This is a genomic window from Tenacibaculum amylolyticum, from assembly GCF_964511145.1.
In the GTDB taxonomy this organism is placed as follows: domain Bacteria; phylum Bacteroidota; class Bacteroidia; order Flavobacteriales; family Flavobacteriaceae; genus Polaribacter; species Polaribacter amylolyticum.
Window position 1 is genome coordinate 1 of sequence record NZ_CAZEFZ010000011.1, and the last position, 23290, is coordinate 23290.

22 protein-coding genes are annotated in these 23290 nt (G+C 30.4%); 15 read left to right on the top strand and 7 right to left on the bottom strand.

Features of this window, described 5'->3' with window-relative positions; all coding sequences use genetic code 11:
• Positions 1–131 precede the first annotated feature (131 nt).
• The 12 genes from ACKTTC_RS05460 to ACKTTC_RS05515 all read left to right on the top strand — a co-directional run bounded on the left by ACKTTC_RS05460 (position 132) and on the right by ACKTTC_RS05515 (position 13593).
• A complete protein-coding gene (locus ACKTTC_RS05460; protein WP_408038787.1) occupies positions 132–320 on the top strand; it encodes a hypothetical protein in 189 nt (62 codons plus the stop codon).
• A gap of 238 nt (positions 321–558) precedes the next feature.
• Entirely contained in the window at positions 559–1020 is a 462-nt protein-coding gene (locus ACKTTC_RS05465; protein ID WP_408038788.1) for a helix-turn-helix domain-containing protein, read from the top strand.
• Positions 1021–1457: 437 nt separating this feature from the next.
• On the top strand, positions 1458–2006 hold the full coding sequence (locus ACKTTC_RS05470; RefSeq protein WP_408038789.1) for a hypothetical protein: 549 nt from the start codon (positions 1458–1460) through the stop codon (positions 2004–2006).
• Positions 1997–2323 carry a hypothetical protein gene (locus ACKTTC_RS05475; RefSeq protein WP_408038790.1) on the top strand — a complete coding sequence of 109 codons (327 nt, stop codon included), beginning with the start codon at positions 1997–1999 and terminating at the stop codon, positions 2321–2323. Before ACKTTC_RS05470 ends, ACKTTC_RS05475 begins: the two co-directional genes overlap by 10 nt.
• Before the next feature lie 177 nt (positions 2324–2500).
• A complete protein-coding gene (locus ACKTTC_RS05480) occupies positions 2501–2806 on the top strand; it encodes a hypothetical protein (RefSeq protein ID WP_408038791.1) in 306 nt (101 codons plus the stop codon).
• 743 nt (positions 2807–3549) lie between these two features.
• Positions 3550–3903 carry a hypothetical protein gene (locus tag ACKTTC_RS05485; RefSeq protein WP_408038792.1) on the top strand — a complete coding sequence of 118 codons (354 nt, stop codon included), beginning with the start codon at positions 3550–3552 and terminating at the stop codon, positions 3901–3903.
• Positions 3903–4478 (top strand): ABC-three component system protein, encoded by a 576-nt coding sequence (locus tag ACKTTC_RS05490; protein WP_408038793.1) that lies wholly within the window; start codon positions 3903–3905, stop codon positions 4476–4478. Before ACKTTC_RS05485 ends, ACKTTC_RS05490 begins: the two co-directional genes overlap by 1 nt.
• Positions 4465–4986 (top strand): ABC-three component system middle component 5, encoded by a 522-nt coding sequence (locus ACKTTC_RS05495; RefSeq protein WP_408038794.1) that lies wholly within the window; start codon positions 4465–4467, stop codon positions 4984–4986. The genes ACKTTC_RS05490 and ACKTTC_RS05495 overlap by 14 nt, the downstream gene beginning before the upstream one ends.
• On the top strand, positions 4973–6901 hold the full coding sequence (locus tag ACKTTC_RS05500) for a hypothetical protein (protein WP_408038795.1): 1929 nt from the start codon (positions 4973–4975) through the stop codon (positions 6899–6901). Before ACKTTC_RS05495 ends, ACKTTC_RS05500 begins: the two co-directional genes overlap by 14 nt.
• Positions 6902–7016: 115 nt before the next feature.
• Entirely contained in the window at positions 7017–10391 is a 3375-nt protein-coding gene (gene mfd, locus ACKTTC_RS05505; RefSeq protein WP_408038796.1) for a transcription-repair coupling factor, read from the top strand.
• 641 nt (positions 10392–11032) lie between these two features.
• Positions 11033–12394 carry a TlpA family protein disulfide reductase gene (locus ACKTTC_RS05510; protein WP_408038797.1) on the top strand — a complete coding sequence of 454 codons (1362 nt, stop codon included), beginning with the start codon at positions 11033–11035 and terminating at the stop codon, positions 12392–12394.
• 338 nt (positions 12395–12732) lie between these two features.
• Complete coding sequence (locus tag ACKTTC_RS05515) at positions 12733–13593, top strand: DMT family transporter (protein ID WP_408038798.1); 861 nt, start codon at positions 12733–12735, stop codon at positions 13591–13593.
• Positions 13594–13840: 247 nt separating this feature from the next.
• Here the strand turns inward: ACKTTC_RS05515 and ACKTTC_RS05520 are convergent, their stop codons facing one another.
• Positions 13841–14347, bottom strand: coding sequence for a hypothetical protein (locus tag ACKTTC_RS05520; protein ID WP_408038799.1), 507 nt, complete (start codon positions 14345–14347; stop codon positions 13841–13843).
• 12 nt (positions 14348–14359) lie between these two features.
• The gene (locus tag ACKTTC_RS05525) at positions 14360–15418 is read right to left on the bottom strand and encodes a hypothetical protein (protein WP_408038867.1); all 1059 of its coding nucleotides are present in this window, start codon (positions 15416–15418) and stop codon (positions 14360–14362) included.
• Positions 15419–15503: 85 nt separating this feature from the next.
• Here ACKTTC_RS05525 and ACKTTC_RS05530 point away from each other — a divergent pair, with 85 nt between their 5' ends.
• Positions 15504–16379 (top strand): energy transducer TonB, encoded by an 876-nt coding sequence (locus tag ACKTTC_RS05530; protein ID WP_408038800.1) that lies wholly within the window; start codon positions 15504–15506, stop codon positions 16377–16379.
• Positions 16380–16515: 136 nt separating this feature from the next.
• On the opposite strand, the gene dprA is transcribed toward ACKTTC_RS05530, so the two are convergent.
• Positions 16516–17613 carry a DNA-processing protein DprA gene (dprA, locus tag ACKTTC_RS05535; protein ID WP_408038801.1) on the bottom strand — a complete coding sequence of 366 codons (1098 nt, stop codon included), beginning with the start codon at positions 17611–17613 and terminating at the stop codon, positions 16516–16518.
• A 100-nt stretch (positions 17614–17713) separates the two neighbouring features.
• On the opposite strand from dprA, the gene ACKTTC_RS05540 reads away from it, so the two are divergent.
• Positions 17714–18622, top strand: a complete 909-nt coding sequence (locus tag ACKTTC_RS05540; RefSeq protein WP_408038802.1) for an HU domain-containing protein — start codon at positions 17714–17716, stop codon at positions 18620–18622.
• 82 nt (positions 18623–18704) lie between these two features.
• On the top strand, positions 18705–19217 hold the full coding sequence (locus ACKTTC_RS05545; RefSeq protein WP_408038803.1) for an acyl-CoA thioesterase: 513 nt from the start codon (positions 18705–18707) through the stop codon (positions 19215–19217).
• A gap of 96 nt (positions 19218–19313) precedes the next feature.
• Here the strand turns inward: ACKTTC_RS05545 and ACKTTC_RS05550 are convergent, their stop codons facing one another.
• From ACKTTC_RS05550 to ACKTTC_RS05565, 4 genes are read right to left on the bottom strand one after another with little or no spacing between them, the layout of a single operon-like run.
• Positions 19314–20363: an AI-2E family transporter gene (locus tag ACKTTC_RS05550; protein ID WP_408038804.1), complete on the bottom strand. Its 1050-nt coding sequence runs from the start codon at positions 20361–20363 to the stop codon at positions 19314–19316.
• Positions 20364–21572: a murein hydrolase activator EnvC family protein gene (locus tag ACKTTC_RS05555; protein WP_408038805.1), complete on the bottom strand. Its 1209-nt coding sequence runs from the start codon at positions 21570–21572 to the stop codon at positions 20364–20366.
• The gene (locus tag ACKTTC_RS05560) at positions 21572–22339 is read right to left on the bottom strand and encodes a DUF4292 domain-containing protein (RefSeq protein WP_408038806.1); all 768 of its coding nucleotides are present in this window, start codon (positions 22337–22339) and stop codon (positions 21572–21574) included. Before ACKTTC_RS05560 ends, ACKTTC_RS05555 begins: the two co-directional genes overlap by 1 nt.
• 3 nt (positions 22340–22342) lie before the next feature.
• Complete coding sequence (locus tag ACKTTC_RS05565; protein WP_408038807.1) at positions 22343–23245, bottom strand: tetratricopeptide repeat protein; 903 nt, start codon at positions 23243–23245, stop codon at positions 22343–22345.
• Between the last annotated feature and the right edge of the window lie 45 nt (positions 23246–23290).

The following is a 23290-nucleotide window of genomic DNA, read 5'->3' on the forward strand; positions in this document are numbered from 1 at the left end:
AATCATTTATATCTATTTATTTCTTCTGTTAAAAACTCTATATGAACAACTTAGCTAAACTAAGGGTTCGCTGTGGCGAAGAAACACCACCAAATGAATAATCAATAAACGTTTAAATTCTTATTACAATTATGAAAAAAACAATTTTAAACTTAGGAAAATCATTAAGTAAAAAAGAACAACAATTAGTATCTGGAGGATTTGGAGATGTATTTTTTAATACTTGTCCAAAATATGCTACAGAATTTGAATGTAGTAAAAGAGCACAATGTGTTTGGAGTAATAATACTTGTGTTACAGATACACCACATATTGTATAATTTATCTTTTGAAAGAAAAGTTATAAAGCCGTCCTAAAATGGACGGCTTTTTCTATGAATATTCCTCGAGTTTTACGTTGTGTTTTATAAGTTTTATTTAAGAAAAAGTAGCGTAATTAATAAACCAAAAAACGAATGTCTTTTTACTGTCATATTGGTGTCGTATTCGTGTCCTAACCTTTTCAATACAAACTAAAACCTAGAACTTACCTTTGTATAAAAATTTACAAAACAAGAAATGAGTTCAAATTCAATAAACGTAAAAGACATTAAAAAAATGAGATTAGAGCGACATTGGTCGCAAGAACAATTAGCAGAAATGAGCGGATTGAGTATTCGAACCATACAGCGTATTGAAAATGGTGAAAATGCGGGATTGGAATCCTTAAAATCTTTGGCCTCAGTTTTTGAAACAGACCTTAATAATACCGATAAAGAAGCTGAACTAGCACAAATACGAAAAGAAGAAGCATATATTCAAAATTTAAAAGGTTTCTACAAATTGCTAGCCATTGCTATTGTAAGTTTAATAGTACCAATTGTTATTGCTTTTAACGATCCAATGTTTTGGAATGCAGCCTTATGGATGTTATTTACTTGGGTACTTTTACTAGGAATTTATGCGTTTAATGTATTTGATTTTTTTGGAGAAGAATGGAAACAAAAAAAGATTACCAAGAAATTTAAAAAGGGAAAATGAATGTATTTTATTGGTTACATGTTGTTTAATATGTAAAAATATGCTGCTGCGATTTGCAGGAAGGTCTTGTTGCTATAACAATGACTATTACGGTGTCGCAGGAAGCCTTTGTTACTGTAACAATACGCTTATGCGATTTGCAGAGAGGTTTTGTTGTAATAAAAAAGGCATTCCGATACCGCAGGAAGCTTTTGCTTCCTTAACATAGCGTATTTCAGTATCGCAGGAAGTTTTTGTTAAATTTTCTTATATTTAAAACATGAAAAAGAGAAAGAAATAGACTTAATTTCCTCTGTTATTTTTACCTCTTAAATACAAAAAAGTGCTTTTATAATTCTATTCTAGAATATTTCATGAGTACATTTTATATATGTATAAATCAGTATGTAACTATGAAAAAAAACAAACGAAATAGTCTGAAAAGTAACCATTTTAAAATGTTCTTGCCAGTTTTATCCATTATTGGAATTGGTATCATCTTTATAATATCACTGTTTTATGAGAAAAGTTGGACTTATAATTGGAGTGAAATACGACAGCAAATAAAAGACAGTGTAAGAATTGCTGAACATGATGGTATCTCAAGTGGAGTTGTAGGTTATGATGCTCGAAAACCAGCTCAATTTGATAGAAGACATTGGATCATGAAAAATGCAACGACATCAGAACTTTTGAAATTAACCGAATATCCAAATGGAACTATAAAAACGATTGCTTATGAGGGACTTATTAGAAAACGAGAATATAAAAATAAGAATGCATTAATTCTGAAAGCAATAGCAGATACCGAATACCCAATTCACTATCAATCAGGTTGTGTTGGTTCAAGTATGAATATTGGAGAATATTTAGTTGATGTAGTGTTACAAATTGGAGACAATAGCCCACCACCACCAAAAGGATTTGGATTAAAATTTGGACTATCTGAAAAAGAATGCCTAGCAATAGTTACTAAATATAGAAAAACACCAAGTTTATGGAGATGAAAAAAATGAAAGAATTTGAATTATGGCTAGAGTTTGAAGAAGTTGATCCAGGAAACTGGGACATTGAGAATGACTTTGCAAATATTCATGTGGATTTACCAGATGGTAGACACTATGGAATTAATGTTTGGACATACAAATTCTTTGAAAGAGCTATAAAAGAAGACCAATTAACAGGTGAAAATTTAAATGGTCTTTATCTAAAACCTCCAGACTTATTTGTAAAGGAATTGACTCGAGAATGTATTCAAAAAACAATTGAAGATTTACTAAAAAAAGGAGATTTAGAAGACGTACTTAACCCAAGTGTGAAATAGAAAAAATAGCATCTAATTATAATTTTTGATCAAAAAGATACAATAGAAGCTATTCAATTGATTGAAGGAGTTGAGGAAATGGAATTTGCTGCTTTAACCAAAAAAGACTTAAATCATATACTAAGTTTTTTAGTTAAAAATGAGAGAAATGAATTAAAAATTAGGAAAGAATAATACATGGCTATTTCAAAAAAAGGATTTAGAAAAATTGTGGTAGATGGAAGTGAATTTTTATGGAAATTCAATAAAAAAATAATAGTGAGTTCAGAGCAATTTAAAAATAGCCTATTGATAATAGATATTGGTTGGTATGATAGATGGTTATATATAGATGATAAAGAGAACAAACCTCCAGATTTTGAACCAAAAAGTATTACTCCTCAGTTTGTTAGTGAATCAATTTATTTTGCTCTTACCAAAGGGTGGAAAGAAGGAAAAATGGAAATAGTATTTACAAATAATGAATATAAAAAGATTGAATAAAAAAGCGACCTACTAATCAAAATTTTGAAAATTAAAGAAGCAGCGTTGGCGGAAAGATGAAAAGCTGTTTGAGCGTTAGCGAGTTCTTTTATCAAGTTAATAACTGAAGATTGTTTAGAAATAGTACATGCTATAAAGCGATTAAAAGCAGCGCTTTTCAAACCTTATTCGCAATATAGAATTTGATTCCGTTAAAAAATCTTGAAACCTTGGAAAGATTTTAGGAATTATAATTCGGTTTTTAGCTTTAGCTAAAAAATATCTCGAATAAGTGTCTTTTCTTTGGTTCGTTTCTTTGGACAAGCAAAGAAATGAACAGAAAGCTTATTTGATTTAAAATATATATTTTCTAAGTTGTATAGTAGAATTTGAAAAAGAATGTTATAATAAATTAGTAAATAACTATTTACAAGAAAAATACAATAAAAAAATAACGGATATCTATAACGAAACTGAGTTTTACAAATCACTAGAAACCGAATTACAAATACAAGAAGAAAAGTAGTAAAAAAGCAAGCTGTAACGCACTATTCTTCCCTCCTCCTCTTAAAAACAGTTGCAAAAACACAAATAATTTACTAGGTTTAAACCACGAAAAAAGACAAAGAAATAGACCAGTCCCCCTGTTCCTTTCACTTTTTCTTATTCACAAACTAATGTATAGCCATAACAAACTTGCGGATATCCGTAAAGTATTGTGCTGTGCTATGGTTAGTTTTATAATTTAAAAATATAAAATAAAGATGGAACCAATTACATTAATAACAACTGCTTTAACTTTAGCTTCCCCATATTTAACAAAAACAGGAGAAAAAATTGCTGAAAAAGTAGGAGAAGGCATATGGGAAATGCTTAGAAAACCTTTTATGGAGGAGAAAAAAAAAGAATTATTTATAGAAGCTCCAAATAAAGAACAACTAGAAAAAATAAAAGAAGAGCTAATTTTAAAAGTTGAAAACAACGAATCTTTTAAAAATGAATTGTTGCAAACAATTATGCAAGCCAAAACAAATCTTAGCCAACAGAATATTCATAATAAGGGTAAAGTAGAAAAACAGGTAAATATTCAAACCAATACAGGAGATATAAAACTTTAATGACGCAAAATATAAATAACGAAGGAGGAGTGCATTCACAGTTGAATGTTAACAATTTTACTGGTAATGTATATCTAGCAAAAAAAACAAGATTTGCAAGAAGATTTGAAAAATTAAATCAAGAAGTTAAAAATGATGAACGGTATGAAGGGACAATGGAATCTTTGAAATTTTATCTTACTAAGCTTGATGGAATTAGTGCTGAAACAAAATTATATGATGGTGGTTTCAACGAAAATGAAGTCATTTCTGCGATCAGAAGAAAAGAAAGGTATGCAAAACGCTTACAGTTAAATAGATTTTTTGAATCGGCACAATGGATAGACAGTCAGTTGTTTGCGAAAATAAAAATGGATTTTGAAGCATTTATTTTACCTCTAATTGACAGTGGTTATTCTAAAAGTGAAATATTAAGAGAAGTTGTTATTAATGTTGTACAACCTGTTCTTGATTTAATAAATATAGAAGGTGAAGATGATGAAGTTTTAAACTATAATGCAGATGATATATTTGGTATGGTTTATTATTTAACAGGACAATGTCACATAAATTGGAAAAATTATGATAGTATATAATCAAGCTCTGGATTTATATCATACAATTTTTAGATTACTTCATTTCCTTAATAAATTTGAAAATAAAACCGTGATAGAGATAGAAAGAATAAGAATTTGGGATTTTTATTTATTGTTCCCAAGTAAGATTCATGAAATAAGATTAAAAAGAGGAGAATCTGATATACGAAAATTAAGAAAAAAGTTTATAAGAGATTCTAAAAATCCTTATGAAAAGATTTCTGAGAATCGAAAGATTTTCGAAAAAATAAAACCTTACCAACTTGCAGCGTTTAATTGTATAGCATCATATGGTATTATTGATAAGTCGTTTTTAAATCAACAAAGAATTTCAATAATTAATAAAGAAATATTAATTGAATTTGTTAATAATTTTGAAGATTTACCAGCAAAAGAAAAAAACGTAATAGCTCTAATGACAGGTCATTTTAATCAAATGTCATTATTTGGAACTGATGGATTAAAAAATAGAACTAACCTTTTAGAAAGCAAGTATGATGCGAAATAATTTATTTTTAAATAGACTATGTATTTTTACTGAAGAAGAAAAGGTTGCTTATGATGAAAAATTTCATAAAGGTGTAAATATAATTCGTGGTGATAATAGTAGTGGGAAATCTACGATTACACATTTTATTTTTTATGTATTAGGTGGTGCTTTCAATGATTTTGTTCCAGAAGCAAGATTTTGCTCAAAAGCTATTGCAGAAGTTGAAATGAATGGAGCTATATTTACAATTAAGAGATATCTTATAAAGGATAAAAAAGATAATATTAGTACACAAGCACCTATGTATTTTTTTTGGGGAGATATGGATGAGAGTTTTAATCCTCCAATTGATAAAATGTGGCAAAAATTTGGATATAAAACGACTGATAATAGAAAGAGTTTTTCAAATGTAATGTTTGATAATCTTGATTTACCTATAGTAAAAGGAGATAGTAATATTACATTTCACCAAATATTAAGATTACTATATATTGATCAAGAGTCCCCAACTAGTTCACTTTTTCTCTACGAATATTTTGATAGTCAATTAACTAGGGAGACGGTGTCTGATTTGCTATTAGGAGTATACAATGAAGAATTATATGAAAATAAAAAACGTCTTATTTCTGCCGAAAAAGAGTTTGAGAATATTAAAAGTGAAATAAAAGCGACTTCACAGTTTTTTTCAGATCCTTTAGCACTTAATCCAATTCATATTAATGAAGCTATACAAAGTAGAGAAGTTGAAATATCTAAAATTCAAGAGGAAATTATCTCAATAAGGAATAAAGACAAAGAAATTACTTATAAAGATGATTCTGAGCTTTATTTTCAAAAATTGAATCAAAATTCAATTGTACAACGTAAAGTAGTTACTGATATTGAAAATCAAATTAACTACTTACACAATGAAATAGAAGATTCTGTTTTTTTTATAGATACACTTGAAAAAAAAATAAATGCATTAAAAAATTCTATACAAACAAGAGAGTTTTTAGGTAATCTTCCTTTAGAATACTGTCCAGAATGCTTATCAAAAATAAAAACTAATTCAGATAGTTCTAATTGTAAACTTTGTAAAGAATCCATTGATGAATCTTTTGGCGTAGTCCAAGCTAGAAGGATGGAACTTGAAATAGGCTTCCAAATTAGTGAATCCAAAAAAATACTTCAAATCAATAAGAGAGGTTTATTAGAATTAGAATCTAAATATTCAAGTGAAATAGGTAAACTTCACGATATTCAGCAACAAGTAAATGTAGCATTGGAGGATGTTAAATCATATAGTGAAGAAGAAGTAGATAATTTAAATAATAAAAAAGGTTTTATAGAAGGAGAAATACTTCAATTTAGAACAATGTTAGAGAATGCTGAACTATATGAGAGATTGCTTGAAAAGAAAAACGAACTTCATAAAGAGGTAAGTTATTTAAAAGCCTATATTTTTAGAACGGAGAAAGAGCAAATAAAATTAAAAGAAATAATTAATAAAAAGATAAAGGAAGAAGGTATTTACTTATTGAATAATGATTTAGATAGACAAGATGAATTTAAAAATGCAAGCGATTTCTTTATTGACTATTCAAATAACATAACATTCTTATCAAATAAATTTTCAAAATATTCGGCAAGCTCAAATTTTTATTTAAAAGTTTCAGCAAGATTCTCAATATTTTTAGCATCATTATATATAGATCAAATGAGGTATCCTAGGTTTATTTTTGCAGATAATATGGAGGATAAAGGTATTGAAATGAAAAGAGCACAAAATCTTCAAGATTTACTAATTAAACGAGTTAAAAATTTTGATGATAATAGTTATCAAATGATTTATACGACTTCGTATATCACAGAAGAACTTAACAATAGTGAATTAGTTATAGGAGATTATTATACAAAAGAAAACCCAAGTTTAAAAAATATTAATAATTGATTTTTTTGATTTGAGTACTTCAATCTATTTATTGAATTAGTAATTCATTATGATATTCCAGACACAATTTCCCCACAAAATATAATCCCCGTATCTTTACAAAAAAATAATCCCGTTGAGTAAGCAAACCATTGTAAACTATTACCAAGATGCTACAAAGGTAGCTTTGGTGCAACAAACCTTACAACAAGAAAAACACCATTTTCAAATCTCGAATTTGGTCGGATCTTCGTTGTCTTTTGTCATTTCAGAAACCTTTAAAAAAGCCGATAAACCTTACTTGTTTATCTGTAACGATAAAGAAGACGCGGCCTATTATTTAAACGACTTAGAACAATTACTAGGAGAAAAAAACGTACTTTTTTATCCAGGATCGTACCGTCGTCCGTATCAAATAGAAGAAACAGACAATGCCAACGTATTGCTACGATCGGAAGTATTAAACCGTATCAACTCACGCAAAAAACCAGCGGTAATTGTTACCTATCCTACAGCACTATTTGAAAAAGTAGTCACCAAAAAGGAACTGGAAAAAAACACACTCAAAGTCAATCAAGGCGAAAATCTCTCGCTCGATTTTATCAACGAAGTACTGTTTGAATACAATTTCAATCGTGTAGATTTTGTAACAGAACCAGGAGAATTCTCGGTACGTGGAGGAATTGTAGATGTCTTTTCCTTCTCTAACGACGAACCTTATCGAATTGAATTTTTTGGAGATGAGGTAGACAGTATACGAACCTTCGATGTAGAAACCCAACTTTCCAAAGAAAAACTCACTAAGGTGAGTATTATGCCTAATGTAGAAAACAAAGCCTTACAAGAATCAAGAGAAAGCTTTTTAAAATACATTGCCTCTAAAACAGTGTTGTTTGTAAAAAGTTTAGATTTACTAACGGGAAATCTAGATAAATTCTACCGCAGAGCACAAGTAGAATTCGAAAAACTATCTGAAGAAGTAAAACACTCAGAACCTTCAGAACTCTTCTGTAATGGCGAACTGATAAAAAATCAACTGAATGATTTTACAGTAGCATTTTTGGATAAACAGAACACGGCGAGCCCTGAGTCCAATCGAAGGGCACCCATCGACCTAGCTCAGGGTACGAATATAGTATTCAACGTACGCTCTCAACCTTCGTTTAACAAACAATTCAATTTGTTAATAGAAGACTTAAACGTGCATCACAGCAAAGGATTTACCAACTATATTTTCTGTGCCAATGAAAAACAAGCACAACGATTCCACGATATTTTTGACGATGCTGATGAAGAGGTACATTACGAAACAGTAGTATTTCCAATCTATCAAGGATTTATAGACGAGGATCAGAAAATTGTTTGTTATACAGATCATCAAATCTTTGAACGTTACCATAAATTCCGATTGAAAAATGGCTACGCCAAAAAACAATCCATTACGCTAAAAGAACTCACCAACTTAGAAAAAGGCGATTATGTAACGCATATCGACCATGGAGTTGGAAAGTTTGCAGGATTACAAAAGATAGATGTAGACGGAAAGAAACAAGAAGCCATTAAGCTAATTTATGGCGATCGCGATATTCTGTATGTAAGCATTCACTCGCTACACAAAATATCTAAGTTCAATGGAAAAGATGGAAAAGCACCGAAGATTTTCAAATTAGGATCGAATGCTTGGAAGAAAATCAAGCAGAAAACCAAAACCAGAGTTAAGGAAATTGCCTTTAACCTGATTAAACTTTACGCAAAACGAAAATTAGAAAAAGGTTATGCTTTTGGTCCAGATACGCACATTCAACACGAATTAGAAGCCAGTTTCTTATACGAAGACACGCCAGATCAGTTTTCGGCAACCCAAGACGTAAAGGCCGATATGGAAAAAGATCAACCGATGGATCGCTTGGTTTGTGGAGATGTTGGATTTGGAAAGACCGAAGTTGCCATTCGTGCGGCCTTCAAAGCGGTAGACAATGGAAAACAAGTTGCGGTATTAGTTCCCACAACCATCTTAGCATTTCAGCATTTTAAGACGTTTTCAGAGCGTTTAAGGCAATTTCCTGTACACATCGACTACTTGAATCGTTTTCGAACTGCAAAGCAAAAGAGAGGTGTTTTAGAAGGTATACAAGACGGATCTGTAGATATTGTTATTGGAACACATCAGTTAACCAACAAAAATGTACAGTTTAAAGATTTAGGACTGTTAATTATTGACGAAGAACAAAAGTTTGGTGTAGCAGCAAAAGACAAATTAAAAACCATAAAGGAAAACGTAGATACACTTACTCTAACAGCAACGCCAATTCCGCGTACCTTACAATTTAGTTTGATGGCGGCACGAGATTTATCGGTTATTAAAACACCGCCACCCAATCGTCATCCTGTAGAAACTAATGTCATTCGTTTGTCTGAAGAAACCATGCGTGACGCGATTTCGTATGAAATTTCACGTGGAGGTCAGGTGTTTTTTATTCATAACCGAATCGAGAATATCAAAGAAGTAGCCGGAATGTTACAACGTTTGGTGCCTTCAGCAAAAATTGGAATTGGACACGGACAAATGGAAGGAAAAAAGTTAGAAGAACTCATGTTGGCCTTTATGAATGGCGAGTTTGACGTACTGGTTTCTACTACCATTATTGAAAGTGGATTAGACGTACCAAATGCCAATACAATTTTCATTAACAATGCCAATAATTTTGGATTATCCGACTTACACCAAATGCGTGGTCGTGTAGGGCGATCGAATAAAAAAGCCTTCTGTTTCTTTATTACGCCGCCGTATCATATGATGACGGAAGAAGCTCGTAAACGTATTCAGGCCTTAGAAATGTTTTCTGAATTAGGAAGCGGATTAAATATTGCCATGAAAGATTTAGAAATTCGTGGAGCTGGAGATTTATTAGGAGGAGAACAAAGTGGATTTATCAACGATATTGGATTCGATACTTATCAGAAAATTTTAAAAGAAGCCATTGAAGAGCTGAAAGAAAATGAGTTTAAAGACTTGTATCCAGTAGATGAAAATAGCGGACCAAAAGAGTATGTAAAAGAAGTTCAAATAGATACTGATTTCGAAATTCTGTTCCCAGACGATTATGTGAATTCTATTACCGAACGGTTGAATTTATACAAACAGTTGAGTGAATTAAATTCAGAAGAAGAATTACAAGTATTTGAAACCAATATCATCGACCGTTTTGGAGAATACCCAACGCAAGTACAAGATTTGTTGGATAGTGTTCGAATCAAATGGTTAGCGAAATCGTTAGGGTTAGAAAAAATCATTTTAAAACAAAAACGCATGGTGGGATATTTTGTATCCGATCAACAAAGCGATTTCTATCATACCGAAGCCTTTACAAGAATGTTGAAATATGTACAACACAATTCTAAAAGCTGTGTAATGAAAGAAAAGGAAACCAAAAACGGTTTACGATTACTCATTACATTTATCAAAATAGACACCGTTAAAAAAGCATTAGAAACACTACAAAAAGTATAAATAAAAAACGTCATTACGAAGAAGGAAGGCTGAGCTGCGTCGAAGCCAACGACTGAAGTAATCTTTCAATCGAAATAATATAGATATATGTCATTCTGAACTGCTTACTGAGTATAATCGAAGTAGCATGAAGAATCTGTCGCTAATAAAATGTTTTTTACAATAGATCCTTCGTTTCACTCAGGATGACAGTAGTATTTGTTTTAATGAATCAGTAACACAAACGTCATTACGAACGAAACGCAGTGTAGTGAAGTAATCTGTTTATCGAAAAGAAGATTTTTTTGTCCCTTTAAGTCCTTCGATACTACTCAGGAGCTCTCAAGGACACTCGCAATAAGGCAAAAAATTGTCATTCTGAATTGCTTACTGAGTATAATCGAAGTAGCGTGAAGAATCTATTGTTTAGCAAAATGTTCTTTATAATAGATCCTTCGTTTCACTCAAAATAAATCCAAGGGACTTCAGTTCCTTGTAAAAAACAACAAATTATAACACTACAATAAGCGTGCTTACCTTACGTTGAAGGAAAAGCAACCTCATTTCTTGCAAATAGGTTGCGATTTATAACGAATCATACATAAAATAATACATGCAATGTATTTTAACGATACTTTTGCAGCCGTAGAAAAGATTGAATTATGAAGAAACTGGTTTTATGCCTTTTTTTATTAAGTACAGGATTACTTTTTGGACAACGATTATCGTTTAGTATTCGTAACGATTCTATTAACAATGAGTTTTTCCTAACCAAAATCAATGGTAAAATAGTAGAGCGAATTACAATAGACGAATTGAATTTTACTTTAGATACCAACTTAGACGACGATTACTATATTCTGGAAAAAGAAGACGATAAAATCTTGTTGTATCTAAAAAGAAATGACGAGTTTGCTATTGCTTTTGATGCAGATGATATTAATAATTCAATTGCCTTTTCAGGAAAAAGAGGTGCTGGAAGAAATACCTATTTACACAGTAAAAGAACACCACTTTTAGATAGAACAGGAAATAAGAAAAACTTTTATAAAAAAGCATTTTACAAAGGAGATGAAAACGAATATCTAGCACGACTAGATAATTTTTATAAAGGTTTTTACGGAACGTTATTTTCTGGTGGATTCGATCAAGGATTTATAGATGAAGAATCTAAAAACTTACAATACGGTTATTATTTAGACATGCTGAAGTTTGATAGTGCTAAAAAGCATTATAAATTTAACGATAGTATTAAAGCGTCAGATACATTTTTAGCACCTTTAAGTAGTTTACATTTCGACAATCAATTGTTTTCAGATACCTACGATTCGTATAACGACTTAGCCATTTTAAAATGGAAAAGAGATATTGAAAATAGCAACGATTATCCAGTTATGGAAGATATCATTGCTTCTATTAGAGTAGAAGCAATTCAACAAGGAGTATTAGAAAGTTTATACGAAGCAATGTCTAACGAAACTCCTGATAGACAACGTACGTATTATGAGTTTATAAAAAAGTATGCGAAAACGAATAAACTCATTGCAAAAGCAAAGGAAAAATACGCTGAAGTACGACAAGTTGAAGCAGAAAAGAATTTATCTAAGTTCAGTTTTTTAAACACGAATCAAGAAAAGGTAAAATTAGCCGATTTTAAAGGGAATTTTATTTTCTTATACATTTGGGCATCTTTTTGTAAAGAGTGCGTAGAAGAGTTTAAAAACATCCAAGAATTAAGAGATAAGTTTGCCGATAAGAATATTGTTTTTGTAGGTGTTTCTATAGATAAAGAAGAAAACTACGACGAATGGGTACAATTGGTAAAAGAAAATGGATTAAAAGCTAGTGCAGAACAATTGTTTTACGACGGTTCTAAATCGAGATTTGTAAAAGCTTATAACCTCTCTACTATTCCAAAATTTGTAATTCTTTCGTTAAAAGGAGAAGTAATACCAACAAAAACAACAAAAGTATCTTCTAAAAAAACCGAACGTTTATTGAATAAGTTAGTTAACGGAGAATAATAAATAGTGTAAACTTTAAATAATAATTTTCTTATCAAAACAAGTTTATAAAGTAGATTGTCATTGCGAAAAAAACGAACATATATTGAAGTTTTTTGCGGCAATCTGTTCAATAAAAGTAAACTTACTTCAGTATTCTTTTAAGATTTTTTCTGGTGATTGAGCAACGTCGAAATCATAAAGAAAAAATACGTTATTATCTAACTGTTTTGTATCAAAAAACAAAGTTGATTTAAATTTAAAACAGAAACAGTATAGTTTGATAATCTTGATTTATTCTGTGCTTAGAATAGTCATAAATAACTATATTTCAGGTTTATAATTTAAAAACAAACCCGTTGCAAAACTCATACAACCAAAAGCTTTTCGGATTAATAATTGCTACATTTTTCATAAGTACCTCTGGAGTATTAGGAAAGTACATAGCTATGCCTTCTGAAGTCATTATTTTCTTTAGAGCAGCCTTTGCAATGGTATTTCTATTCTTGTTTTTAAAACTCAAAAAGATAGATCTTAGATTAAAATCTAAAAAACATTCCGTTCCCTTTGTAATCATTGGCCTTTTAACAGGAATTCATTGGATAACATATTTCTATGCACTAAAATTCTCTAACGTAGCCATCGGAATGTTATCGTTATATACATTTCCAGTAATTATTGCCTTTCTAGAACCCGTATTTTTAAAAATAAAATTCGATCCTATTTATATTGTTTTAGGACTTTTGGTATTGTTAGGATTATACATCCTCTCTCCTACACTTACGTTTAAAGACACCACAGTACAAGGAATTATTTTCGGATTGATTTCTGCATTGTGTTATGCAATTAGAGTATTGATTTTAAAGAAATATGTAAGTCAGTACAATGGAGTCTTACTGATGTTTTATCAAACTGTAATCATTACCGTTTTCTCATTTCCAGTATTGTTTTTTATGGACACTTCAGGCTTTCAAAGTCAGTTGCCTTATTTACTATTACTTGCAATTTTAACAACAGCTATTGGACATAGTTTAATGGTATATTCATTAAAATTTTTCTCAGCTTCAACTACCAGTATTATTAGCAGTGTACAACCCATTTTTGGAATCATATTAGCATTTATTTTTATCAATGAAATCCCGAAACTGAATACGTTATTTGGTGGAGCTTTAATTCTTGCTACTGTGGTAATTGAAAGTGTTAGGAATAAGAAGAAATAATGTCATACTGAATGAGTTTTGAGGAAGTTCGAAGAGAAAGGAAAAATCTTTCATGTTAGATAAATACTTTTCTAAGTGAGAGATTTTTTCCACTATTTCGATTATACCCAAAAAACAGCTCAGAATAACGAAGGATCTATTACAAAGAATATTTTGTTAACGATAGATTCTTCACTTTGTTCAGAATGACATAGCTCAATCGCTTATTTCAAATTTTATTTGAATAAAAAAAGACAGTTTTTAAAATTTATGAATTTTGGTAATATCCCTTAGTTCCAATTCCTATAGACCAAAAGAACTTACCTTCATCTGAATCAGCGATGTTTTCATTATTCTCATCAAGTTCTGGAATAACTTGTCTCCAAAGACTAAGATCTATTGTAGGAAAAATATATGAGTATGGGATTTCTTCGTTTGTAACATCATATTTAGATCTTGTTAATTCTGTAATCTTAATAAGTAATTCAACAGCAGGTATTTTGAAAATATATAATGTATCAAGCAAAACTTCTAAATGCTCAGCGTTTTTACCATAAAACTCGATGAAATCAACTTTATTATTATCAAAAGTTATTTGAAGTTCATTATCAAAATAAGTCATTTTCATTGGTTCTTCTATAGAGAAATTACCATAGTTAATAGTAGATTTTTCAATAATTAATTGAGGAGTTCCAAGGGTTTTTATAACTTGTTTTGAAGTCATTTTAAATTTTAACTCACCAGCACCAATATGTGGTTGTATATTGAATTTCATCTAAATATGTACTTACCTGGTAGTTACATCTTCATAATTTCTACGAACAAAATCCAAAGCACTTTCTAAAACTTCTCCCATGTTTTTGCTTTTTTTGAACGAAATATCTCTAGTAAAATCAAAGACTTGCATTTTTAATAATTCAATGTTTGCTTCGGTAGAAATTTCATCGTTTTTCATACAGAAAACAAGCTCATTAATACGATCTTCTGAAGATAAAATACGCTTAGCAACTATAGAACGTTCTTCGAGTTTATATTGCTCTATGGAGTTTTCTTGTAGCTTCTCTCCTACCAATTGTACCATTGGAAAGTTTTCTTTGAAGAATTGTGGATAATATACTTTAAACTTTCCTTCATAACACTGCTGATCGAAATCTATTGCTCTAATTTTATATACCACATGATCAAAATCGTGTGTAGGTACAATTACATAATTATACGATCGCATATCGCCTAATAAACGAATCATGCAACGTTCATTAAACTTAACAAACTCTTTGGCTATTTGCGATTTTTCAGATTCAGAACAATTAGGCAACATTTCTTTGATAAAAGTATCTCCTGGAATTCCAGCAATATGCTCCTCTATCAAGGTATCTTTATATACTAAAAAGTTGAGGTTATACGGAGATAAAATATGTTCCAACTCCAAACCATATACACGAGAAGCATCAGTTTTTTTTACATAGAAATAAGTGTAATTATCATTTAAAACATTACGAACTTTTACCCGGAAAGGCTTTGAGTTTCCAAACGTACAGTAATCTACAGCATCAATATTCAAAAACTGAATATTATCCTCATTTCCATTAGAATGTAAAATATTATACACTTTTTTCAAGCTCAGATCAATTTCTTGTCGTTCAAATTCTGAATAATATACACGTACCCAAAGCGTATCTTCATCATTTTTGTCATACACAACCACAGATCCTTGAAAACGTAGTAAATCTTCATAAAAAATAGGAATCTTTATGTTTCTACTATGTTCAATTAAATAATCATTTAAAAAATGATTGATAGGAAACGCAGGTTTCTTTTTAGACATTAATTTTTCTTCAGAATGCATGCTTATGGGGTGTTTCTTCAAATGTAAGTATTTCGTTCAATAATTTCTGGAATAATATTTGCTCTTATTTGTAGAAACGCAGACTATGAAAAACTATAAGATTAGTATTCCTAAACCTTGTCTTGAAAATTGGAATGTAATGAAGTCTAATGAAAGAGGACGATTTTGTAAATCTTGTACTAAAACAGTTGTAGATTTTACTAAGAAAACACCAAAAGAAATTCAAGAGTATGTAGTTAAATATAAGAGTGAAAATATTTGCGGTCACTTTTACAGTACACAATTAGATAGTTTAGTTATTCAAATACCAGAAAGTGTTTTTAAAAGCTCTTTATCTTTCCATAAGACGTTTATGCTAATACTTTTAATAGTTATGGGAACTACATTATTTAGTTGTAAAACAGAAGATAAAGTTCAGAAGATAGAAAAAGTAGAATTAATAGAAAGTATCTGTAAAAAAGATGAAAATACAGAAGCTAAGATGAAAATAAGAGCAAAAAAAACTAGTTATAATAAGAAAGAAAAAGATAGTACACCACTACCTGTAATTAAAGGAGCAATTGAAGTAAGCGGAGAAGTTATGTTAGTAGAGCAACCAAAAAATCCTTATTCGATTTATGAGGTAGATATGCCTCCTAAATTTAAAGATACCCCGAAAGATACAGATGAAAATCTGAGAGAATTGCTGCATAAAAATTTAAGGGATTTTGTGAACAAAAGATTTGATCTGAATATTACAACAAACCTAGGTTTGTTAAGAGGAAGAAAAAGAATATTCTCTCAAATTACCATAGATAGTTTAGGAAGTGTTTCTAATATTCAAATAAGAGCACCACATCCTAAATTAAAAATGCATTTAAAGAAAATTTTAGAAGAATTACCTCTTTTTGTACCTGCTGAAAAAGATGGAGAAAGCGTAGCGACAAAATGTATATTTCCTATAACATTTGAAGTATTCTAAAATTGGAATGTACCCTAATTGCTTTCTGAATTTTATTGAAGAATACTCGAGGAGAAAGTGAAGACTCTATCATGTAGAAAGATGCCATTTCCATGAAAATGGGATTCTTTTTTAAAAATAATTATCTCTAAGAAATTTAAACCTCAAACATCTTTCCAGGAAGTGCTTTTACAACATTTTTTAATTCCATTTGAATTAATACTGAAGAAAGTTTGTACACAGGAATCTTACAATCTAATGCAATTACATCTAATAACTGTTTTCCATTGGTTTGCAAGTAATCGTATATGATTTGTTCTTCTGGTTCTAGGTTTAAAAAAAGCTGAGGTTGCTGTACAATTGCCTTCTCTTTTTTGTTCCAATTCAGTAATTGTATAATATCTTCTGCAGAAGATAATAGGTGTGCTTGATGTGTTTTTATAAGATTATTACATCCTTTGCTATAGGTATCATCTACTCTACCTGGCAAAGCAAAAACATCTCGATGATACGAATTAGCAATATCTGCGGTAACCAAAGAGCCACCTTTTACTGCAGATTCAATAATAACTGTAGCATCGGCCATACCAGCAACAATTCTATTACGCTTTAAAAAATTTTCACGCATGGGAGGTTCATCGTGCCAAAACTCAGAAATAAAACCACCGTTAGCCAATACTTGATGCATGTATTTCTTATGTGTTTTTGGATAAATTTCATCTAAACCATGAGCTAACACCGCAATGGTTTGTAAATTATTATCCATAGCAGCTTTATGTGCACAAATATCAGCTCCGTAAGCAAAACCACTTACAATAACTGGATTATAAGATGCTAAATCTTGTACTAACTGATTACAAAAAGCGCGTCCATAATTCGTAATATTCCGTGTACCAACAATTGAAATGATTTTTTGATGTTGCCAATTCATTTGACCATCGTGGAAGAAAATAACAGGGCCGTCAATACAATTTTGTAGATTTTTAGGATAGTTTTCATCTAAAAAATAAGAGTATTGAACACCATTTTCGAGTACATATGAATGTTCTTTCTCAATTTTTTTTAAATTTTTTGTACTTACAATTTGTTGAGCAAGCAACTCTCCTATTCCATCAATTTTTAATAAGGAAGATTTTTTCTCACGGAATATTTGTTCCGCAGAACCAATAATTTGAATTAATTTTTTGGTAATAATAGTACCAATTTTAGGAGTGGCTTGCAATCGTAAAATTGCAAATAATTCTTCTTCTAGCATTTTTTTAATTTTAATAGCAGTTCCTAAAATACAATTTTTTTCGTTAATTCGCGCCCCAACAAACTTGGTAAAGACAAACAAAAAAGCTAACTTTGTAATTATGATATTGAAAAGCTATATACAAGATTTATTATATCGTTATGATTGTGTAATCGTTCCTAACTTTGGAGGATTCGTTACAAATAAAATTGGCGCTAAAATTGAAGACAGTGTAATATACCCACCGTCTAAACAAATCTCTTTTAATGCACAATTAACTCATAATGATGGATTATTAGTAAATCATGTAGCTTCAGTAGAAAAGTTATCTTTTAATGAGGCAAACGAAAAAGTTGCTAAAATTGTTGCTGAATGGAAGCAATTATTAGAAACACAAAGTTTGCATATAGATAATGTTGGAAGTATTGCTCTTAACGATGAAAAGCAATTTACTTTTGAACCGAATAAGAAAGTGAATTTTGATATTGCTTCTTTTGGTTTAGCTCCTGTAGATAACTTATCTACAATAGAGCGATACAAAGAACAAGTAAAACCATTGAATCCAGTTGTTGAAGAAGAGGTTATTACAACTTCAAAATCAAGGAATTCAGTACTTATAAAATACGCGGCCGCTGCTGCAGTATTAATTGCAGGTTTTGTTGGCGCAAACAAGTACAGCCAAAATATTCAAATGGAAGAGCTTGCTAATGAGCAAAATGCTTTAGAGCAAAAGATTCAGAAAGCAACTTTTGTAATAGACGATCAATTACCTACAGTGAACTTAGATGTAGCTAAGAAAAACACAAACCATATTTACATCATTGCTGGAGCTTTCCAATTAGTAAAAAACGCTAATAAAAAAATAGAAGAGCTTCAAGATAAAGGATTTGATGCTAAAATTATTGGTAAAAACGATTGGGGATTAACGCAAGTTTCAGTGGGTAGCTACGAAACAAAAGAAGCTGCAGAAGATGCATTAATATCTGTTCGTGAAGAGGTATCTGAAGACGCTTGGATCTTGGTTAAATAAACCAAAAATCATTTATTATTTCTTAATTTAAGGTTGAAACTCTTTAAAGGGCATTGCCTATCTTTGCATCAAATTTTAATACATGAGAGCTAAGACACCTAAAGAGTCATTAACTACACTTACTGATTTAGTTTTACCTGGAGAAACAAATTATTTAGACAATCTTTTTGGAGGAGAATTGTTAGCAAGAATGGACCGTGCTTGTAGTATTGCAGCTAGAAGACATTCTCGTAGAATTGTGGTAACCGCTTCTGTAAATCATGTGGCATTTACAAAATCTGTTCCAGTAGGAAGTGTTGTTACGTTAGAAGCGAAGGTTTCTAGGTCTTTTAGATCGTCTATGGAGGTATTTGTAGATGTTTGGATAGAAGATCGCCAATCGGGTGAAAAAACGAAGGTAAACGAAGGAATTTATACGTTTGTTGCAGTAGATGAAACAGGAAAGCCTGTACCAATTCCTCAAATAGAGCCAGAAACAGATTTAGAAAAAGAACGTTACGATGGTGCACTGCGTAGAAAACAATTAAGTTTAGTTTTAGCAGGTAAAATGAAACCAGCGGAAGCAACAGAATTAAAAGCTTTATTTGTGTCTTAATTAATATAAAATTACATAAGAAGATTATATACTACTTAAAAAGCCTTGTAAACACAATTTACAAGGCTTTTTTTATAATTTAATATCATTTGTTATTTACGAGCTTTCGTTCGTTTTAATCTCATCTATATCGCCATTTTCGGAGAGCATTATAGCAATAGAACGTGTTTTTTCAAATTGAGAGAAAACAATAATCATAATTACTGTTATAGGAACTGATAATACCATTCCTGTAATTCCCCATATTTTACCCCAAACTGCTAAAGCTAAAATGGTAACTAACGGGCTTAAATTTAAAGATTTACCAAATAACCTAGGCTCTAAGAAGTTTCCTACAACTACTTGAATAGCTCCTACTGCGATAACAATAATTAAAAATGGTGTAAACTCACCAAATTGTAATAAGCTAAAAATGGCTGGAAATAAAGTTCCTACTAAAGAACCTACGGTTGGAATGTAATTTAATAAAAAGATTAAAAATGCCCAGAAAGGAGCACTATCTACTCCTACAGAAAGCAGTACAAAATAACTTAAAACACCGGTTAGTAAACTTACATACGTTTTTAAACGTAAGTAGTTTGAGATAGAATCTTCTATTTTATCTAGCATTGTTTTTATACCCTCGTAATTACCACCACGACTTATAATCATGTATAGTTTCTTTATAAAACTTCGTTCTTCTAAAAACAAGAACAAGGCATAAATAACAATCATAAAAGTATCTCCTAATAAACCACTTACACCATTGGCAACATCTCCTAAAACTGATCCATAATTAAAGTCACCTACGAGAGATTTAATAGATTTTATGATATCTAGATTTAAATAATTTCCAAGTTCCGTAATTATTTTTTCTACGTTGGGTTCGTATTTACTATACGAAGTAGTAACGTTAGTAACACTATTAGTGATGATTTCTGATACAAAGCCAAAAGCTAAAATAATAATTGAGAATACAATAATGCTACTCAACCATTTAGGAATAAAACGTTTAGCAAAAGGAACTTTATAAATTCCTTTTCGAATTTCTCTGGTAAAAAACCAAAAGATTACGGCAAAAATAAAAGGAATTAAAATTCCTTTTCCAATAACAAGAACAGCTATTAAAGCTGTAGTTATAATAACAAAATTTGAAGCTCTATTCATTTAGTTTGTTCTTATCCAGTGCGATGGATTTAGTTGTTTTCTGTTTTTATAAAGTAGAAAAACAAGATCTGTTTTTCCTGTAATTCTATCTGTAAATACCTTTCCTAAGGTGGTTCCAGTTTTTATATTCTGGCCTTTTTTAACAGATACGTTTCTAAGGTTAGAATAGGTAGCAATATAATCTCCGTGCTGTACCATAACAGTTCTGGTTCCTTTTTCAGCCTTAAAAACATTCATTACTTTACCGTTAAAAATACTTTTGGCAACACTCCCCTGCTTTCCTCTAATATGAATTCCAGGATTGTTTAAGGTAATAGACTTAAACGTTGGATGTGGTTGTTTACCAAATCTACGTGTAATTACACCATCTAAAGGCCAAGGTAAATCTCCTTTATTTTGCTCGAAATTAGCTTTTAATGCTTTTTCTGCTTTGTTAAGTAAAAGCTCACCTTTCTTTGCCTTTCCTTTTTTCCCTTTGTTGGCTTTAGCAATGGCATCTCTAATACTTTTATCAATCTTTTTAGCAACAGCTTTCTCTTCTCTTATTTTCTTCTGTAGTTGTCGCTTATACTTACTTTCTTGTTTTTTAATTTTCGAAACTAAGTTTTCTTGTTCTTCTTTTTCGTTTTCAATTTTTTTCTTCTGACTCTTTTCTGTGTTGATCAACACCTTTTTCTGATTCTTTTTCTTTGTTAGAGAGTCATTAAGAAGTTCAATTTGTTTTGTTTTGGCAATAACACGTTCGCCTTGTTTCTTTCGAAACTTTTTGTATTGCTCTATATATTTAATTCTTTTATAGGCTTGTAAAAAGTTTTCTGAAGAGAGTAAAAACATGGTTTTACTTTCCTGTGATTTACTCTTGTAAGATTTAAAGACCATTTCTGCATAGTCTGCTTTCATTTTAGCCAACTCTGCATTGTTTTTAGAGATTATCTTTTCGTTTTGCTTAATTTCTTTGCTAAGCTCTTCGTTTTCTAATTCAATGGTTTCTATTAAGCGTTCACGAACGGTAATTTTCTGACTTAGATCTTTTAAATCATCTAAAGCATTTGTTTTTTCCTTATTCGTTTTAAAAAGTAAGTTGTTAATTTTTTTAATCTCGCTATTAAGCTTTTTACGGCGTTTTTCAAGCTGTTTTCTGTTCTGACCATCTACAGATACACCTAAAAAGAGAAAACTTAACAATGATATGTAAAAAAGCTGTTTCACTATAATTCAATTTCTTTATATCCCGAAGGAATTTTAAATGGAAAACTCAATGTTTTATCAAAAGCAATAGAACGAATGCTTAAGTCAATATTAGTAAATTTATTTTGTTCCTTGGCTTTAATACTTATATTCTCAGGGAATAAGTAGGCATCTTTTTCAAGATAATCAGAATAGTTAATATCTAATCGCTGATTTTTTAAACCGTTTACTAAGTATTGTTTTTTAAGTTTGAAATGTGCAGGATTAATATGATAAAAAATATCAAAAAGTGCACGTTGTTTTTTAGGAGAAAGTTGATAAGAATTCTCTACAATTTCAACGGTTTGTTTTTTCTTTTTAACGTTAAAAAGTGTTTGTCCTAGTAACATATTTTGAAGTTGGTAAAAATCAATCTCTACGCCTAACAATTTTGTTAACATAGAAAAATCGCCTTCAAAATAATTCTTTTTATAAGGAGAATAAAAACTGACTTTCGTTGGTGTAATTTTAGCTTTAAAAATGGTAATTATTTTTGTTCCTTTTAGCCAAATTACTTCGTCTTTTTTCATTTTCATTTTTACAGAAAAACCTAAGCTCTCTTTACTGTCTTTGTAATTTACTTTTAACTTAGCCTCTACTGTTTTAGGAGTTTTAACAGCTGTATGCTTTCTAACAATTTTTCTAGCCGACATGTCTTTAATAACAGCAGTATTATCTGTTATATTCTTAGAAGACTTACAAGCACCTAGTGCTAGAAAGAAAATAATGAGATACTTATAAAATTTCATGAACTACTTAATTTTTTTCTGATACTTATTTACATTTTTTGTATCACCTAAGGCTTTATATGCCTTTACTAATTCGTTGTAAAAATGGTTCTCTAATTGTTGATCATCAATCACAAAATCAATACCATTTTGTAAACTTTCAATAGCTTTTTTGAATTGTTTGTTTTTATTTAACGCTTTACCATTCATTAAATACACAAAAGGTTGCGCTGGGAATAAAGAAATTCCTTGTTCGCTATACCCTAATAAACTATTGTTACCGTCTTTATCTAATTTTACGAGTAAATCTGAAAGATTTGTAAACGATTTTTCTTTTTCAAAACGTTCTTCTAAATTATTTCGAACAGTAGTTTTGCTAGTAGTTAGTTTTTTCGGAGGAGTTGGTGTTCCTATACGGAGTATTTTAGTTCTTAAAGAGCGCAATCTGGAGTTTAAAAGCTTAGCTGTTGCTAATTCTTCTAATACTTTTTTAGCAGAATTTCGATCGTTATTTTGCAAATGCAGATACACAAGTGGTCGTTTTTTCTTAGGAAAACGCTCTCCTAATTTTTGTTGTATAGCAATAGCAGCTTCAAAATTTCTACTTTTCTTATATACGTTTACAAGGTGTTCTAAAATCCAAACATTATTTGCTTCTAATTCTAAGGCTTTGTTTCCATAAATTATAGCTTCTGGAAGCTTGTTTAGGAAATAGTAGTTTTTAGATAACTCAAACAATACCGCTTTATTATCAGGGATAATAGCATTACATTCCTCTAAATAATCAATTGCTTTTTGATAGTTGTAGATGGCTTTTTGAGTAATTGCATCAAAGAAATATTGCTCAAAATTGATTTGTTTTTTCTCGCTAATACTAGATTCTAATACAATACTGTCTTGCGCATAAGAAGAAAAAGTTAGAAACATAAAACACAATAAAAATATTGCGCGAAATGCTTCTAACTTTTTAAA